14 protein-coding genes are annotated in these 16,091 nt (G+C 38.2%); 9 read left to right on the plus strand and 5 right to left on the minus strand.

Features of this window, described 5'->3' with window-relative positions; all coding sequences use genetic code 11:
* Positions 1 to 416 precede the first annotated feature (416 nt).
* Entirely contained in the window at positions 417 to 863 is a 447-nt protein-coding gene (locus tag MF646_RS02605; protein ID WP_250094934.1) for a hypothetical protein, read from the plus strand.
* Between the two features lie 67 nt (positions 864 to 930).
* Here MF646_RS02605 and MF646_RS02610 read toward each other — a convergent pair whose 3' ends face one another.
* Positions 931 to 2,187 carry an erythromycin esterase family protein gene (locus MF646_RS02610; protein ID WP_250094935.1) on the minus strand — a complete coding sequence of 419 codons (1,257 nt, stop codon included), beginning with the start codon at positions 2,185 to 2,187 and terminating at the stop codon, positions 931 to 933.
* A 239-nt stretch (positions 2,188 to 2,426) separates the two neighbouring features.
* Between MF646_RS02610 and hisD the strand changes: the two genes are divergently transcribed.
* From hisD to MF646_RS02630, 4 genes are all read left to right on the plus strand, one after another.
* Positions 2,427 to 3,716, plus strand: coding sequence for a histidinol dehydrogenase (gene hisD, locus MF646_RS02615; protein ID WP_250094936.1), 1,290 nt, complete (start codon positions 2,427 to 2,429; stop codon positions 3,714 to 3,716).
* 37 nt (positions 3,717 to 3,753) lie between these two features.
* On the plus strand, positions 3,754 to 4,758 hold the full coding sequence (locus MF646_RS02620) for a LacI family DNA-binding transcriptional regulator (protein WP_250094937.1): 1,005 nt from the start codon (positions 3,754 to 3,756) through the stop codon (positions 4,756 to 4,758).
* A 149-nt stretch (positions 4,759 to 4,907) separates the two neighbouring features.
* Positions 4,908 to 6,221 (plus strand): GntP family permease, encoded by a 1,314-nt coding sequence (locus MF646_RS02625; protein ID WP_250094938.1) that lies wholly within the window; start codon positions 4,908 to 4,910, stop codon positions 6,219 to 6,221.
* A 133-nt stretch (positions 6,222 to 6,354) separates the two neighbouring features.
* The gene (locus MF646_RS02630; protein ID WP_250094939.1) at positions 6,355 to 7,065 is read left to right on the plus strand and encodes a hypothetical protein; all 711 of its coding nucleotides are present in this window, start codon (positions 6,355 to 6,357) and stop codon (positions 7,063 to 7,065) included.
* A 145-nt stretch (positions 7,066 to 7,210) separates the two neighbouring features.
* Here MF646_RS02630 and MF646_RS02635 read toward each other — a convergent pair whose 3' ends face one another.
* Positions 7,211 to 7,744 carry a D-glycero-alpha-D-manno-heptose-1,7-bisphosphate 7-phosphatase gene (locus MF646_RS02635; protein ID WP_250094940.1) on the minus strand — a complete coding sequence of 178 codons (534 nt, stop codon included), beginning with the start codon at positions 7,742 to 7,744 and terminating at the stop codon, positions 7,211 to 7,213.
* Between the two features lie 190 nt (positions 7,745 to 7,934).
* Between MF646_RS02635 and MF646_RS02640 the strand changes: the two genes are divergently transcribed.
* A complete protein-coding gene (locus MF646_RS02640) occupies positions 7,935 to 8,342 on the plus strand; it encodes a VWA-like domain-containing protein (RefSeq protein ID WP_250094941.1) in 408 nt (135 codons plus the stop codon).
* Positions 8,343 to 8,436: 94 nt separating this feature from the next.
* On the opposite strand, the gene MF646_RS02645 is transcribed toward MF646_RS02640, so the two are convergent.
* Positions 8,437 to 8,622 (minus strand): DUF3918 family protein, encoded by a 186-nt coding sequence (locus tag MF646_RS02645; protein WP_250094942.1) that lies wholly within the window; start codon positions 8,620 to 8,622, stop codon positions 8,437 to 8,439.
* A gap of 219 nt (positions 8,623 to 8,841) precedes the next feature.
* Here MF646_RS02645 and MF646_RS02650 point away from each other — a divergent pair, with 219 nt between their 5' ends.
* Entirely contained in the window at positions 8,842 to 9,747 is a 906-nt protein-coding gene (locus MF646_RS02650; RefSeq protein ID WP_250094943.1) for a CAP domain-containing protein, read from the plus strand.
* 89 nt (positions 9,748 to 9,836) lie between these two features.
* Here MF646_RS02650 and MF646_RS02655 read toward each other — a convergent pair whose 3' ends face one another.
* Both MF646_RS02655 and MF646_RS02660 read right to left on the minus strand, forming a co-directional pair.
* The gene (locus MF646_RS02655; protein WP_250094944.1) at positions 9,837 to 10,898 is read right to left on the minus strand and encodes a serine hydrolase domain-containing protein; all 1,062 of its coding nucleotides are present in this window, start codon (positions 10,896 to 10,898) and stop codon (positions 9,837 to 9,839) included.
* A gap of 38 nt (positions 10,899 to 10,936) precedes the next feature.
* Positions 10,937 to 12,058, minus strand: a complete 1,122-nt coding sequence (locus MF646_RS02660; protein WP_250094945.1) for an acyltransferase family protein — start codon at positions 12,056 to 12,058, stop codon at positions 10,937 to 10,939.
* A 432-nt stretch (positions 12,059 to 12,490) separates the two neighbouring features.
* Here MF646_RS02660 and MF646_RS02665 point away from each other — a divergent pair, with 432 nt between their 5' ends.
* Entirely contained in the window at positions 12,491 to 14,755 is a 2,265-nt protein-coding gene (locus tag MF646_RS02665) for a DEAD/DEAH box helicase (protein ID WP_250094946.1), read from the plus strand.
* A gap of 15 nt (positions 14,756 to 14,770) precedes the next feature.
* Positions 14,771 to 16,033 (plus strand): ribonuclease H-like domain-containing protein, encoded by a 1,263-nt coding sequence (locus MF646_RS02670; protein ID WP_250094947.1) that lies wholly within the window; start codon positions 14,771 to 14,773, stop codon positions 16,031 to 16,033.
* Positions 16,034 to 16,091: the final 58 nt, after the last annotated feature.

A 16,091-nucleotide genomic window follows, 5' to 3' on the forward strand; every position in this document is an offset into this window, starting at 1 on the left:
AAAAGGCAGTGTCTCAAATATGAGACATTGTCTTTTTTTGTTTGTTCAATATTCAACAGTAGAAGTTATGGATAAAGTGAATAAATGTGGCATGATTTAAAAAACGTGAATATAATAGTATTGTAAGGGCTTACATTTTATTGGTTAACGTAAACGAATAGGGAAGGGAACTGAAAAAGAAAAAAGAGCTTTTTCAGTGCTTCGATTAAGTAGCAATGGCTCCGCACGCTGCACGCAAGCTAAGAGAAAGCCGCTCATAGCTGACTTAAAGGATCGTAGCGGCTCAGCACATTGCTTCAAGGGAACTGAAAAAGAAAAAGAGCTTTTTCAGTTCCCTTGGAAGAGTCTATTGTTTCGGTTGAGTGTATACACATTAGTAATACCTGATTCGTACAATAAATGTGAGGGGTGTTCAAATGGAAGCAACGCATTATGATGATTTATCCATTTATGTTCCTAAAAACCAATTAGATAAGCTAATAAATGGGGTACTCCAAGATAAATATCGAATTTTTTGGGGTTTCAATAAAGGTAGAATGATCTTAAACATTTACAATAGTGAAGTAAACAATAAATTAATCTTTAAAAGACATAAAGGGTTTCTTGAATTAGTAGAGGCAAAGCTTAAAAGTCCCAATGTATTGAAGCTATTGGACAATGATATTGACTTTACAATGAAAGCAGCCTCAAAAAATAGTAGTAATGTAAAAAGAAATAAAGAGACTGTTTATAACGAGATCGACCATTTTTTAATTGAATTGTCTTATTTCAAAAAAATTGGTGACGATCAATCAGTAAATAACATTAAAGATAAGTTAGCTGAGCTTACTCATGAATGGAACAGACTAACATTATCCCGTTAGGAGGTTTATTACAGACAAAATGACCCGTTCTTTTAACAGGAGGTACGGGTCATTTTGTAAGCTGTTATTAATCAAACAAGGGGGTTAATGCCTCTGTCTGTTCAATATGAATAAAAGCGTTATAACGCTCCGAAATTCTTGAAGGAACATAATTGCCTAAATGTTCGTATTGGTTGTTGTAGACGACGCCAATGGCTCTATGACCTATTACTTCAGAAAATAAGGAGTGATTCGCCTCATTAAACATAATAAATTTATCAAATGCTCCTGCTTCATGTAGTTCAGCTTCCCAACTTCCTGCTATCGCTTTAGGGACGTCCATTTTCTGTGCTTGTTCCCCCCATTTCTCACCTGCGATCACTGTTCCTTCGTACGTTCCAAAGCCAATCGCGTAAACGTGATTATCTCCATACTTTTCTCGTGTTAACTGTCCAACGTTCACCATACCTTCTTCCGCCATATCTGTTGCACGGGCATCTCCAATATGTGTATTGTGTTCCCAGATGATTCCTTTCGCATTAGGACCATAGTAATTCGAAATTTGATCGAGAGCTTCAACCATATGTTCGTCTCTAATATTCCATGATTCACTATCATTGGTTACCATCGTGCGGTAGTAGCTTTCTGCGTTCTCTACAGCTAGTGCATTCATTTTAAGGTTTAAATCGGCTTCTGCGTCCTTTTTATAAATCGAACGATTGCTATGCATGGATTCTAGAAGGGTTACGAGCTCTTCAAAACAATCTTGAGCATAAAAAGTAGCCGAAACACCATACATTTGCATTTCTTTGTGATACGGTTCAAAACAGGTGAAAGCTTCTTTTGCCTTTTCTAGATCAGGTGACTCAATACTTTTAAGATAATCTACAATTTCAGACATGGACTCCCAAAGGCTATACACATCAATTCCGTGAAAACCAATTTTATCAGTTGCTTCTTCATGAGAGTTATAATGTTTTAACCATTCAAGAAATGGAACTATCTCTGCATTTGCCCACATCCATGATGGCCAGCGCTTAAATGCGGCAAGAGTATCTTTTGCATTCGAATATGAATTCTTATAACCTTTAATGTATCGGTTTGCTTCATAACATGAAGGCCAATCTCCTTCTACTGCAATGAATTGAAATCCTTTCTTAGAAATGAGCCATTTTGAAATTTCAGCACGTAATGAATAAAATTCAGATGTGCCATGAGTAGCCTCTCCTAAGAGGACATAGTTTGCTTCGCTTGCCTGCTGTAATAATGGTTCTAATTCTTCTAAAGAATCAAAACGCTTGGCATGCTTTAAAATGGCTTTAGTAAGGTCCAGCGTCTTTATCATAATCGTACTCCTTTTTAGTGTAATTTTGTTTGATATTACTTGTAGTATGGAGAAATTACGACACAAATTAGTCATTTTTTTGAAAGAAAGGGTTTACAGATTATAAAAACGTGTTTATAATTTGTTTTGCATACGTATTCAAATTTAAATATTTTTTATATTCAAGATTGCAATGGAAAAAACATTTTTATTTGATTATTTTTGAATACGTATGCAAAAAGAAAGGGAGAGTGAACAAAATGGCTACTTTTTTTAAAACTGGTAAAAGTGAAGTGGAAATCAAAGAATCAAATACGAAGGTACAAGAAATAGTAAGTGGAATCATAAAAGATGTTGAAGAAAATGGTGACAAAGCTGTTCGTGAATTAGCTGAAAAGTTTGATAACTGGAAAGCGGAAAGCTTTCGCTTAACGGATGAACAAATTGCTGAAATTGTGAATTCAGTTCCTGAACAAACAATTGAAGATATTAAGTTTGCACAAGCGCAGGTCCGCAACTTTGCAGAAAAGCAAAGAGAGTGTATTAAAGATCTTGAAGTAGAAACTTTGCCAGGTGTGACACTTGGACATAAAAATATTCCAGTGAATAGTGTAGGTTGTTACATTCCAGGCGGAAGGTATCCAATGGTTGCTTCAGCGCATATGAGTATTCTTACTGCCAAAGTTGCTGGAGTGAAGCGAGTGATTGGCTGCACACCTCCAATAAAAGGAGAAATTCCTGCTGCAACGGTAACAGCAATGTATTTAGCTGGCGCTGATGAAATTTACATTTTAGGTGGCGTTCAAGCTATGACAGCAATGGCCGTTGGAACAGAAACAATTGAGCCAGTAGATATGATTGTAGGACCTGGTAATGCGTTTGTTGCGGAAGCAAAGCGCCAATTATTTGGAAGAGTTGGAATTGACTTATTCGCTGGGCCAACTGAAACACTTGTAATCGCAGATGAAACATCAGATGCAGAAATCATTGCTACAGATTTACTTGGTCAAGCAGAGCACGGTCCAACATCTCCATCTGCTCTAATTACAACGTCTAAAACGTTAGCTGAAGAAACAGTAAAAGAAATTGAGCGTCAGCTTGAAACACTGCCTACAGCGGATGTGGCAAGCGTAGCTTGGAATGATTATGGATCTATTATAATAGTAGATAGTTTAGAAGAGGCAGTAGTTGAAGCAGATAAACTAGCTTATGAGCACGTGGAAATCCTAACGGAAAACCCAGACTACTTCTTAGAGAACATGACAAACTTCGGTGCATTATTCTTAGGCCCTGAAACAAATGTTGCTTATGGAGATAAAGTGATTGGAACGAACCATACACTTCCAACAAAAGGAGCGGCTAGATTCACTGGCGGTCTATGGGTTGGTAAGTACCTTAAGACATGCACATATCAAAAAGCTACTCCTGAAGCAAGTGTTGTTGTCGGTGAATATGGTTCTCGTCTATGTGAACTTGAAGGGTTCATGGGACATAAGGCTCAAGCTGACCTTCGCGTAAGACGTTACAAAAAAGAAAAAGTAAACAACTAAATATGATATAATTTCCCTGACACAAGGGGGAATAAATATGACCAAAAAGAAAGTTACTTCAATGGATGTTGCTAAATTAGCGGGTGTTTCGCAATCGACGGTTTCAAGAGTTTTTGGTTCAGGTGCTAATGTGTCAGAAAAAAAACGCAACCAAATTCTTGCTGCAGCAGAGAGGTTAGGTTATCAACCGAATGCTATCGCAAGAGGTTTGATCACTAATAAAACAAAAATGATTGGGATCGTGATGAGGAACATCCAAAATCCATTCTATCCTGAAGTGCTTGAGAAATTTTATACAAAATTAGCGGAAAAAGGTTATCACTTAATTTTTATGAATTCAGAGCACAATCTAGTTGAAGAAGATGAAATCAGTCATTTGATTGAATATCACGTCGATGGGGTTATTATTACCGACGCTTTGCTTTCTTCATCTGCTGTCAAGCGTTTTCTGAAAAATGATATTGCTGTGATTCTGTTTAACCGTTATATAGAAAATTCTAATTATAGTGCTGTGTTTTGTGATAATTATTTTGCAGGTCAGGAAATTGCTAATTATTTAGTTAGAACGGGACATAAGCATTTTGCCTTTATTTCTGGTCCATTAGAAACATCAACAACAATGGACCGGAAAAAAGGATTTGAAGAATCATTAGCGAAACATGGTTTTTTTGATGTAGCCGTTGAGATAGGTAACTATTCTTACGAAAGTGGATATGCGGCAGCAAAAACACTGCTACAATCAAACAAACCAATTGATAGCATTTTCTGCGGAAATGATATTACAGCACTTGGAGCGATGGATGCGGCTAAGTCATTAGGATTACGAGTGCCAAATGATCTTTCCGTTATCGGATTTGATGATATTAGTATGGCTAGTTGGCCTTCCTATTCGTTAACTACATGGAAACAACCTGTTGATGCCATGGTTAATTCGACGGTTGAATTATTAATGAATGAGATGAATGAGGAAGAGAAAAAAGCATCTATACATGCTTTACCAGGAGAACTAATCATTAGAGATTCTGTTAAAGATCGATTGTAAATTTGTGGGCAAGAGATGAAAGGAAAACTTCTACTTCTGCCCACCTCTTTCTATAGATAAAAACTAGCATATAAAAAGGAAAGCGCTTTATTGGTTGTGTAAGATGAACTGCTAGTTTCAGAGCTTAGCAGGTTAAAGGAGAGAGAAAAATGCTAAGTTTTATTGGACTAATTGGTGGACTGGCTCTACTAATTATTTTGACGGTTAGGGGAATGAATTTATTAGTTGCTGCTCCTTTTGCAGCTTTACTTTGTGCAATCTTTAGTGGCTTACCAATTTTTCCACAATTGGCAGAAGCGGGAGCTGCTGACTTTTTAACGAGTTATATGAACACATTTTCTGGATTTGTGGCATCATGGTTTTTAATGTTTTTAGTTGGTGCGATATTCGGGAAGTTAATGGAAGATAGTGGCGCAGCAGACAGTGTTGCTCGCTGGATCGTTGGGAAAATAGGAATGAAACAAGCGGCACTTGCTATTGTGATTGCGTGTGCGGTTCTTACGTATGGTGGAGTTAGCTTATTTGTTGTAGCTTTTGCAGTATACCCGATGGCTGTCAGCTTATTTAAGAAAGCTGATTTACCAAGACGGTTTATCCCTGCTGCGTTAGGGTTTGGCTCCGTCACCTTCACGATGACTTCTGCGGGTTCACCTGAAATTCAAAACTGGATTCCGATTGAATTTTTAGGTACTACGCCATATGCCGCTTGGGAAGTTAGTTTAATTGTTGCTGTTTTTATGATCATTTTTGGTTATTGGTGGTTAAAGCAGATGATTAAGAAAGCGGTAAACAATGGAGAAAGATTTGAAGCAAGAGACAATGATCCAGAAGATAGTCGTGAGGATCTACCAAATCCATATATTAGTTTAATTCCACTAATTGTTGTGTTAGTTGTCACCTTCTTTACGCATGGCTTCTTAGAAAAGTCAGCACTGATTATTGCATTGTTATCAGGGGTGATTGCAACATATGTACTAAATTATAAATACTTCAAGAATTTCTCTAACGCTATTCAAGAAGGAACAACAGGGGCTCTTATTGCTATTGGAAACACAGCAGCTGTTGTAGGCTTTGGTGGAGTAGCAAGAGAAACGCAAGCATTTGCTGATGCGGTAGCATTTATGACGAACCTACCTGGTGCCCCATTAATTGGAAGTGCAGTTGCTATTTGTTTAATTGCAGGGGTAACGGGATCTTCTTCAGGTGGACAAGCAATTGCCTTGCCACTTCTCGCTCCACATTATTTAGAAATGGGAGTGAATGCTGATGCGATGCACAGAACAGCAGCACTTGCATCGGGTGCACTTGATTCCCTTCCACATGGGGGATATGCTGTAACGACAATACGCGCCATTGCAGGAGAAACACACAAAGATGCGTATCCAGCATTTGGAGCTTTAACGGTTGTTGTTCCTCTTTTAGGTGTCGTGTTAGCAATTGCATTATTTGCAATCGGACTATAATGAATAATAATGATCCAGCATGAATGATAGATCGTGCTGGGTCATTTTTTGTTTTATAAAATAATTTTGAACGCTCCATAGGTGTATGCATAGCATAGATATTGTAACTATGTATCGAAGGGAGCGATTGTAAATGAATCATTATTCACATAACCACTGGCAACAACCAGTAAGCCAATCAACTTGTCCAGGGTGGGAAATCCAAAAGCCAAAGCAAGCTGCTAAAGGATGTAAGTGCGGTAAATGCGGAACTACCCCTATGGACTTTCCAGGGGCTGGTATACAACACGCACCAGTGGGAGCAGGCCACCAAATGCCGGGGCCAGGATTTCCGGGAGGAGGAATGCCTCACGCACCAGTGGGAGCAGGCCACCAAATGCCGGGGCCAGGATTTCCGGGAGGAGGAATGCCTCACGCACCAGTGGGAGCAGGCCACCAAATGCCGGGGCCAGGATTTCCGGGAGGAGGAATGCCTCACGCACCAGTGGGAGCAGGGCAAATGCCGGGGCCAGGATTTCCGGGAGGAGGAATGCCTCACGCGCCAGTGGGAGCGGGACAAATGCCGGGACCAGGATTTCCGGGAGGAGGAATGCCTCACGCACCAGTTGACCAATGGGGAGCAGGGCAAATGCCAGGCGCAGGGTTTCCAGGTGCGGGAATGCCTCAAGTACCAGCTGGTCAATGGGGAGAAGCTGGACCAGGATTCCCTGGGCATGATGAACCATTTACACCGGATAGTGCTGACTGGCAAGCCGGTCAAACAACACAAATGAATCCGTGGGATAATAACAACTGGAATAACGACAATTGGAATAATAACAATTGGGACAATAATTGGGATTAATAGGAAACATTAGTGAACGGAGCGGTCACTAAAGCTTGGAATACAATTAGTTTAGCTAGCCTTAAGAGCACAAACCTGCTCCTCTCGAAGGCACTGAAAAAGGTGATAGCCGTACCTTTTTCAGTGCACTCCTTTTCTCAAGGCTTTATGTTAATTCCTCTAAAATCCAGGGAGCTGCTGCTAATAAGTGAGGGAACACAATGTTTGCCTGTGCAGAATTATCTGTTTCGTCACCAATAAATACAGTTTTACAGCCGGCTTTTTTACCTGCCTCGATGTCAGGTTCGCGATCTCCCACCATAATGCTAGATGATAAATTTATATTATGAGTGGAAGCTAAATCCAAAAGCATTTGTGCTTCTGGTTTTCGACATGCACAACCAGCTTTAGGTTTATGAGGACAATACATAATATCATCAATATGAGCTCCGTATTTTGCTAGTTCTTCTACCATTCTTTTGTGAACCTTTATTAAAGATGCTTCTTTCATAAATCCAAGTCCCACACCACCTTGATTTGTAACAACGAATGTTGGAATACATGCCTCATTAAACAGACGTATTGCTTCACCAACGCCTTCTAATAAGTAAAATTGACTAGGGTTGTTCACGAATTTAACCCTTTTACTTAACACTTCATTTATAACCCCATCGCGGTCTAGAAAAACAGCTTTATTCATAATAACCTCCACTTTAGAAACAAAAAAATCAACCACATTGTTTACGATTTGCCTTATTGATTTTATGACTAAGTTGTTATTAACATTGGATCCTCTTTAAGATATATATCCTCTTTTGACAAGAATATCTTTTGCTTTAGGTAAACAAAATAATCATTGCACGAAAATGATTATTGAGGGGCGATGCTTTGTGAAATGGCAAAAAGCACTACTAACAACACTTCAACGTCATCAAGGAAAAAAAATAGCGTTAGCGGTTGATACATCAACAAACGAAGTCAATACAGAATTAATTGATAACATCATTTCTTTATTTGCACAATTAAACCCGGAAACACAACTCGTTCAGTCCGATTTTAAAATAAGAGATGTCTCTTCAATTGATAAAGCAAAAGTGACGTATTATAAACACGGAAAATCTTCATATACGGAAGTTCTGGAATGGGGAGAAACTGAAAATATCGACATTTTATTTTATATTACAGATGTAACGGGTTATTTTTATGAAGATTTAAAGGTAGAATATGACGTTATGTGGTTAGTTCCGAATGATTTTGTTCCTAAGGTGCCTTTCGGTAAGACACTAAAAATAGCATAACGTAACATAAAGAGCATCAGGCTGTAATGAGACTGATGCTTTTTTGTTGCATAAAAGAAAAGAGGATAAGTCGTTTTGACTTATCCTCTTTCACTTAACGTTGGTTTTGGTTTTGACCTTGGCCTAACATATCTTTGAGGGGTTCCATCATGTTCATGTTGCCCCCGCCATTATTTCTGTTTCGCATCATCGTATAGGCAGCTGCTCCAACTCCTAAGCCTACAACAGACATCATTAAACCATTTCCGTTTCTTTTACGTTTACGACCAAACATTTGCATTTTGCTTCCCCCTTCAAAATTGTTTGAATCTGTGTATCAAACATTAGTTATGATCAGTTTTTTCGTGCAGAGTTATGCGTCGAGTTTCTTGCCAACTTATGTTAGACAATAAATTCAGTTCAATATTTCATAAATTTACCAATGAAAATAGTCTATATATTGAACAACTATGATGAACAATAATGAACAATAAAAATACAAAACAAGGGAGCAAAAAAAATGAAAAGAACAATTATCTTTGTTGCTTTAATGAGTGCATTTCTACTACTTATTGTCGGTTGTCAAGAAGATCAAAATGCAATGGAAGGAGTAGGGGTTGGAGAAGGGCAAATTTCAAGTGATTTTACAACAGCATCAAGTGAACAATACCCTCACACAAAACCAATCCAAGTCCAACATGCAAAATATGACTTTGAAGTACAACACTCTGTTCAAATGTCTAGAGACGAAATTGCAAGATTGCTACCGGGTGACGTAATGCAGCATTTGCCTGAAGGTGCTAATCAATTAACGCCAGAAGATATTGCTCGGCTTTTACCAGAAGGAGCAACAAGACTTTCTCCTGAGGATATTGCTGAACGTTTACGTGGAGGGATGCCACCAGGGCAAGGGGGCGGACCGGCTCCTGAACCTGAAGTTGTTCAACCAGAGCAACCTGCACAGCAACAACCTGAAGCGCCTGTAGAGCAACAGCCAGAAGCACCAGCTCAACAAGAAGAGACACCTCAAGCAGAAACAACTGAGGGAATTAGTGAGATTGAGCAAAGGGTTATTGAACTAACAAATGTGGAAAGAAGAAATAATGGGTTACCAGATTTGCAGGCAGACGCACCACTTAGCAATGTTGCGAGAGTAAAGTCGAATGATATGCAAGAAAATAACTATTTTTCACATACTAGTCCAACATATGGATCTCCTTTTGATATGATCAGGGACCACGATATTTCTTATCAAGCTGCAGCAGAAAATATTGCCCAAGGTCAACGTTCAGCAGAAGAAGTCGTACAAGCATGGATGAATAGTGAAGGACACCGAGCAAATATTTTAAATGGTTCATATACACATATTGGTGTCGGGTACCAAGAGAATGGACACTATTGGACACAAATGTTCATAACTCGTTAAAAAAAAGAAGTAAAAACAGGCTCAAGGTAAGGCAAGAAGGTATTATCAACCTTAGTGCTTCCTCAATGGAGCCTGTTTTTCTTTATTATCTATAATTTGGCATCGAGAATCATCTCTAATAAACGTAACCGATCTCGATCATTCACATGATTAAACGTGCGATTTAAAAGATGATCCGAATCTACTCGATGCACCAAAACAAGGTTTTCTTTTGGAACAATATCTATTGATTGACCGTAACGGCCAATTGCTGAGTACAAACCTAAATCTTGAAATCGACCATTATCCGCTACCCACCACATATACCCATATCCATATTCTTTAGAAGCTGGTACAGCTGTATGCTTAGATGTACTTGTTTTGATCCACTCTTTTGGAATCAACTGTTTTCCAGCCCATTGACCATTTTGAAGATACAATTGCCCGAATCTAGCCATATCTCTTGCGGACATTCGGAATAAGTAAGATGGATGGATCGTACGGTTAAGCTCATACTTATAGAAAGAATCTTCCGGTGTATAGTCTTCCATACCAAGAGGAAGGGCAATTCTTTCATGAAATTCGCTGAAGAGATCTGTGTTCGTTTTTTCATTAAAGATCGTTCCTAAAACATTGAAATCCCAGTTATTATAATGAAAGTACGTTCCAGGTATATAGGCTTCACGTTCTGGACGATTCCATCTCATCATTAACGACTCCTCGCCAGCCCTTAAAAAAATACCAGAACGAGAGGTGAGGAGGTCTTCGACTTTTGCTTTTTGTTCTAAAACGGATAAGGGGTCATGGTCTGAGACAGCTAGTTCCTCTAATGTATCATCTAGATGAATGATCCCGTTTTCAATATGAATGCCGTAGAGGGCACTTAAAAAGCTTTTCCTTACCGAATGAACATTGCTTTTTTTGGTGACATCTCCCCATTCGACGAGAACCTTTCCATCATAAATGACCATGACAGCAGTTGAGCCAAGTGAATTATAAAATTTTTTTGCTTCATTTAATTTCTTTTTAGACCAACCTGCTTCTTCTGGATGAGTGTGGTATTCCCAAGTTGAATCCCCTTGAGTGGTTGAATGTTTGCAACTAATAAGGCTGAAAGCTAAAATAGGAACCATTCCTGCAAGCAGCATGAGTTTCCTTTTTCGTCCAATCATAATGATGCACCCTAACTTAAGTATGTTTGTTGATATGTCTAAGAATTTGAATGTTGCTTATTGCTGGCAAAAACAGCTTCTGAAGTAACTTTTTTTACCTGTTTCGGTATATCCACCTTTCCAACGATATACTTTCCAAAATTATACCGATTTAAATAATAAATCGTCATAATTGAGAATAATGTACTTCCTACAAAGAGGATGAGAATCGTAAATATCCCAAAATTCACCGACAATAATGTGAAGAAAACAATTAGTATTGAAATATAACTTGTATGCAGCAAATAGATCCCATACGAATACTTATTGATGATCATAAATAAAGAAGGGATTCTTTTCATTTTCATTGCAACATAGATAACAAATGCAATGACACTTAATGTATGAAATAAAATATCAATTCTCTTAGAACTATGGATCGTAATCAACCCGCTATGATAAAAATAGAGGAGGGCAATCCCGGTAACAAAAGGGGCAGCTATGACAATGGCTTTGTATTTCTGAATATACCGGATGAATGTTTCATAGTTTTGCCCAATATAATAAGCGATTGAAAAATAAAAAATCCAGCCAGGGAAGGGGATCCAATAAAATCGGTCCCACACATAGTCACTAAAAACAAAGTCGAGTGGCTTTGTAAAATTAAAAATAAATAAATACGCTCCATTAATCAATAACGAATAAAAAATGACTTTGCTTGGATGTGCGTGATCTAACCACTTTTTGCATAAAACAAACAATATATAAAACTGGAAAATGATTAGTACAAAATAAGCATGGAAATCTCCAATAAAAATGTTTAAAAGTACTTTTACCGTGTATTGCTCTAACGAGAGTAGGCTATAGGGGGCCGCGTATAGAAAAGCCATAAAGACGTATGGGATTAGAATGAATTTTAATCGTTTAGTGAGAAAGCCCTTTGGTATGCTCGCTTTCTCCTTATAACTATATCCTAATATGAAAGCAGTAATAAAAATAAAAGTAGGTGTTCCATAATACAAGAAAACATTAATGGAATCAAGAATCATTTCACTGTATTCAGGCAGATTTAATAAAAAACCAACATATTCCATTCCCCAAGCAATCGAATGAAGCAGCACAATGCTTAAACAAGCAATACTACGCAAGAAAGAAATTTCATTTATATGTTTTTTCCCCATAACGAATCAACATCTTTCTATCTATTTTTCTTCTTTACGAGTGCTTCAATAAGTTTCAAATTTGACTAACTATTAAGCTTTAGAGAAAGATATATTACGTACTTAAGGTTTACTCATACCCCAAGTAATCTATACCCTTTATTACAAAATTGTAAACTGTAGATTTCTAGTTTAGCTAAACCATGTTTCGTACAATGGTAAAAGGAAGGCGAATAGATGTCAATCGTAATCCATTTCGTTGTAACGACTACCAAACATTTACAAACGATTTAATCGTGTTTTTTCATGAGATTCATAGCGTTCATGCTAGAAAAACAAACAAACATTCGCTAAAATAAAAAAGTAAACTAGATTTAGTGATGTTTGACGACAGACTATTTATATAGAAGAAGGACTGTAACTTATTTTTAGTATAGGAATTTGAGGTGTGTAATGTTTAAAAAAAGCTTACAACATATATTAGATGATTTTCGTACGAATGATGATTGGAAAGAACGAATTGTTCATTGGCATGAAATGGAAGAAGTTGAAGCGAAATCGATTGATTTCCCTAGTAGCTTGGACATAAAAATCCAACAGGCACTTAGAAAACGGGGGATTGGCTCGCTTTATTCGCATCAGGCCGAGGCTTTTCAATACACTAGGAAAAAGGAAAATGTTGTTGCTGTTACACCAACAGCATCTGGAAAGACGCTATGTTATAACTTACCTGTGTTGCAAGAAATTATTGAGAATGAGGAAAGTCGAGCTCTTTACTTGTTTCCGACAAAGGCGCTAGCCCAAGATCAAAAGAGTGAACTCAATGAAATCATAGATGAAATGGGCATTGACTTGAAGTGTTTTACCTATGATGGAGATACGGCGCCAAATATCCGTCAGGCAGTTAGAAAAGCTGGCCATGTCGTGATTACAAACCCAGATATGCTTCATTCTGCCATCCTGCCACATCACACGAAGTGGGTCGCTTTCTTTGAAAACTTAAAGTACATCGTGATTGATGAGCTTCATACGTATCGTGGTGTGTTTGGAAGCCATGTTGCTAACGTCATCCGCAGGTTAAAGCGAATCGCTAATTATTATGGAAGCAATCCAATCTTTATTTGTACATCAGCAACCATTGCCAACCCGAAAGAACTAGCCGAAGAATTGACGAGAAGTCCGATGCGGTTAGTTGATCAAAATGGTGCTCCAAGAGGGAAAAAACATTTTCTTTTTTACAATCCGCCAATTGTGAATCAAGCGCTAAATATCCGCAAAAGTGCAACGGTTGAAGTCAATGACCTTGCTAAACGATTTCTAGAAAATAACATTCAAACAATCGTATTTGCTAGAAGCAGGGTCCGTGTGGAGATTATTTTAAGCCACTTGCAAGCATTGACGAAAAAGCATATCGGACCCGATACCATTCGTGGATATCGTGGTGGGTATTTACCGAAACAACGAAGGGAAATTGAACGTGGACTTCGGCAGGGTGAGATCGTTGGTGTCGTAAGTACAAATGCACTGGAATTAGGGGTTGATATTGGTCAACTGCAAGTTTGTATTATGACAGGATACCCTGGTTCAGTTGCAAGTGCATGGCAGCAAGCAGGAAGGGCTGGGCGCAGACAAAATGAGTCCGTGATCATTATGGTTGCTGGCTCAACGCCAATGGACCAATATATAGTCCAACATCCTGAATACTTTTTTGATAAAAGTCCAGAATCAGCTCGAATCAACCCAGATAATCTCGTTATACTTGTTGATCATCTAAAATGTGCTGCTTATGAACTCCCCTTTAAAAGGGGTGAGACGTTTGATGGTGTGGAAATTGAGGATATCCTTGAATTTCTAACTGAAGAGAACGTCCTGCATGAACGAGCAGATAAGTGGTATTGGATGAATGATGCGTTTCCTGCTCATGGCATTAGCTTACGTTCTGCATCGCAGGAAAACGTTGTAATTATCGATCAAAGTGATGTGTCTAAGCCTTCAGTTATTGGTGAAATGGATCGATTTAGTGCAATGACATTGTTGCATGATGAAGCGATCTATTTACACCAAGGAACGCAGTACCAAGTGGAATATTTAGACTGGGATGAGAAAAAGGCTTTTGTCCGTGAAGTAGACGTGGAATATTTTACGGATGCTAACTTAGCTGTTCAACTAAAAGTATTAGAAGAAGATCTCATTCAAACTGACAAAGAGGTTACTGTAAGTTACGGAGATGTCATGGTAAATGCAAAAGCAACGATTTTTAAGAAGATTCGTCTATCAACCTTTGAAAATATTGGTTCAGGGCCCATTCATTTACCAGAAGAAGAGCTTCATACAAACGCGATGTGGATCAGCTTTTCTTCCGATATAACTAAGCGATTTGGAGAAGGTCCTTTTGACCAAGCACTAACAGGCTTAGCACAATTGATTCAACAAGTCGCACCTGTCTTTGTCATGTGTGATCGTCACGATCTTCATGTCGTTCCACAAATGAAAGCAGAACACTCTGAAATGCCAACGATTTTCGTTTATGATCGATACCCAGGTGGAATTGGTTTAGCGAAAGAGGTATATCAAAATCTGCCGACGATTTTAGGACAAGTTGATCATCTAATTTCAAATTGTTGTTGTGAACATGGGTGCCCCGCTTGTGTTGGTGCAGCTGAAGGCAATATAAAGGCTCTAGTAAAACGATTTATACGACTACTAAGAGTGAAATAGGGGAGGGTGGCAGGCATGAAAAATAAGTTGCAGCGTATGAAGCAGCACATGGGAATCGAAAAGAAAAAAGAAGAAACATTCATACAACGACCACCAACGTGTAAAACCGAGGAGAAGAAGCTCATCCCTTTTGAAAATGATTGGCGGCTTTTTCAAACCACTCCAACTTGGTTTGAGGATCAATATACGATGATAAGGGAACAACATTATCCATTAGATCACCAACATGGGAAATATGACTTTTCTATGACGAAAGAAGTAGTGAAAAGGTGGCAGGAACATACTTTTTCACACCCGTTGTCAGCGAAAGATCGAGAGGTTGAAGAATTACTTTTTTTTGATACAGAAACAACAGGTCTAAGCAGCGGTGTTGGGAATACAATATTTATGCTAGGGTACGCTTACTTTAAAGAAGATTATGTTGGAGTAAAACAATACTTTTTGCCCGGGCCGGAATCAGAAGTAGCTCTTTATCACCATTTTTTATCAGACGTAGGAACTTTAGGGAATCTTGTAACATACAACGGAAAAGCATTCGATTGGCCACAAGTAAAGACTCGTCACACGTTTGTTCGTGATCAAGTTCCGAAACTTCCGAAATTTGGACATTTTGATTTGCTTCACGCATCTAGACGAATGTGGAAAGACCTTCTTCCTTCTTGTAAATTAGCAGTTGTCGAAAAAGAAATATTGGGATTTGAAAGAATAGAAGATACGCCTAGTTATATGGCGCCTATGTTGTATTTTGATTTTTTGCAAGATCCAACCCCGGAATACGTAAAAGGAATCTTCCAACATCATGAGTGGGATGTCCTTTCATTAATGACGCTTTATAGCCATTTATCATCGATGATTCTAAAGTGGGATTCATTTTCTTTAAATAATAAAGAAAAATACGAAGTAGCGAGATGGTATGAGGCGATAGGGGAGAAAGAGATTTCTATGGCTCAATACGAATTATTAAAGGGAGTAGGATCAAGTGTAGCTGAAGCGAGCATGTTTGCTTATGCTACGTGTTTAAAAAAAGAAAAGAATTGGGAGAAGGCACTAGAAAGCTTTTCTTCTCTGGTGGGGACAAAAAAGTACACGTATTTAGCTGCAGTTGAATGTTCTAAAATACATGAACATCAAATAAAAGATTATGAAAAAGCAATATACTATTCTAAATTAGCTCTTGCAGATGAAGAATATTTAGTAAATCATCAGAAAGTGAAGCAAGAAAAAATGCTTAACGATCTTCATGTTAGAATAAAAAGATTGGAGAAAAAAATCAGTTAGTGACATGCAGCGCTCATTTCCTGGGGAAGCGCATTATTAGTGGTTTTTAAACAAATTT

Source organism: Halalkalibacter alkaliphilus (assembly GCF_023555415.1).
Lineage (GTDB): Bacteria > Bacillota > Bacilli > Bacillales > Bacillaceae_D > Halalkalibacter > Halalkalibacter alkaliphilus.

Bases quoted from the DNA above. Each gene is read 5' to 3' on its own strand.
- MF646_RS02605 (WP_250094934.1), top strand. From the start codon at position 417: ATGGAAGCAACGCATTATGATGATTTATCCATTTATGTTCCTAAAAAC.
- MF646_RS02610 (WP_250094935.1), bottom strand. From the start codon at position 2,187: ATGATAAAGACGCTGGACCTTACTAAAGCCATTTTAAAGCATGCCAAG.
- hisD (WP_250094936.1), top strand. From the start codon at position 2,427: ATGGCTACTTTTTTTAAAACTGGTAAAAGTGAAGTGGAAATCAAAGAA.
- MF646_RS02620 (WP_250094937.1), top strand. From the start codon at position 3,754: ATGACCAAAAAGAAAGTTACTTCAATGGATGTTGCTAAATTAGCGGGT.
- MF646_RS02625 (WP_250094938.1), top strand. From the start codon at position 4,908: ATGCTAAGTTTTATTGGACTAATTGGTGGACTGGCTCTACTAATTATT.
- MF646_RS02630 (WP_250094939.1), top strand. From the start codon at position 6,355: ATGAATCATTATTCACATAACCACTGGCAACAACCAGTAAGCCAATCA.
- MF646_RS02635 (WP_250094940.1), bottom strand. From the start codon at position 7,744: ATGAATAAAGCTGTTTTTCTAGACCGCGATGGGGTTATAAATGAAGTG.
- MF646_RS02645 (WP_250094942.1), bottom strand. From the start codon at position 8,622: ATGCAAATGTTTGGTCGTAAACGTAAAAGAAACGGAAATGGTTTAATG.
- MF646_RS02650 (WP_250094943.1), top strand. From the start codon at position 8,842: ATGAAAAGAACAATTATCTTTGTTGCTTTAATGAGTGCATTTCTACTA.
- MF646_RS02655 (WP_250094944.1), bottom strand. From the start codon at position 10,898: ATGATTGGACGAAAAAGGAAACTCATGCTGCTTGCAGGAATGGTTCCT.
- MF646_RS02660 (WP_250094945.1), bottom strand. From the start codon at position 12,058: ATGGGGAAAAAACATATAAATGAAATTTCTTTCTTGCGTAGTATTGCT.
- MF646_RS02665 (WP_250094946.1), top strand. From the start codon at position 12,491: ATGTTTAAAAAAAGCTTACAACATATATTAGATGATTTTCGTACGAAT.
- MF646_RS02670 (WP_250094947.1), top strand. From the start codon at position 14,771: ATGAAAAATAAGTTGCAGCGTATGAAGCAGCACATGGGAATCGAAAAG.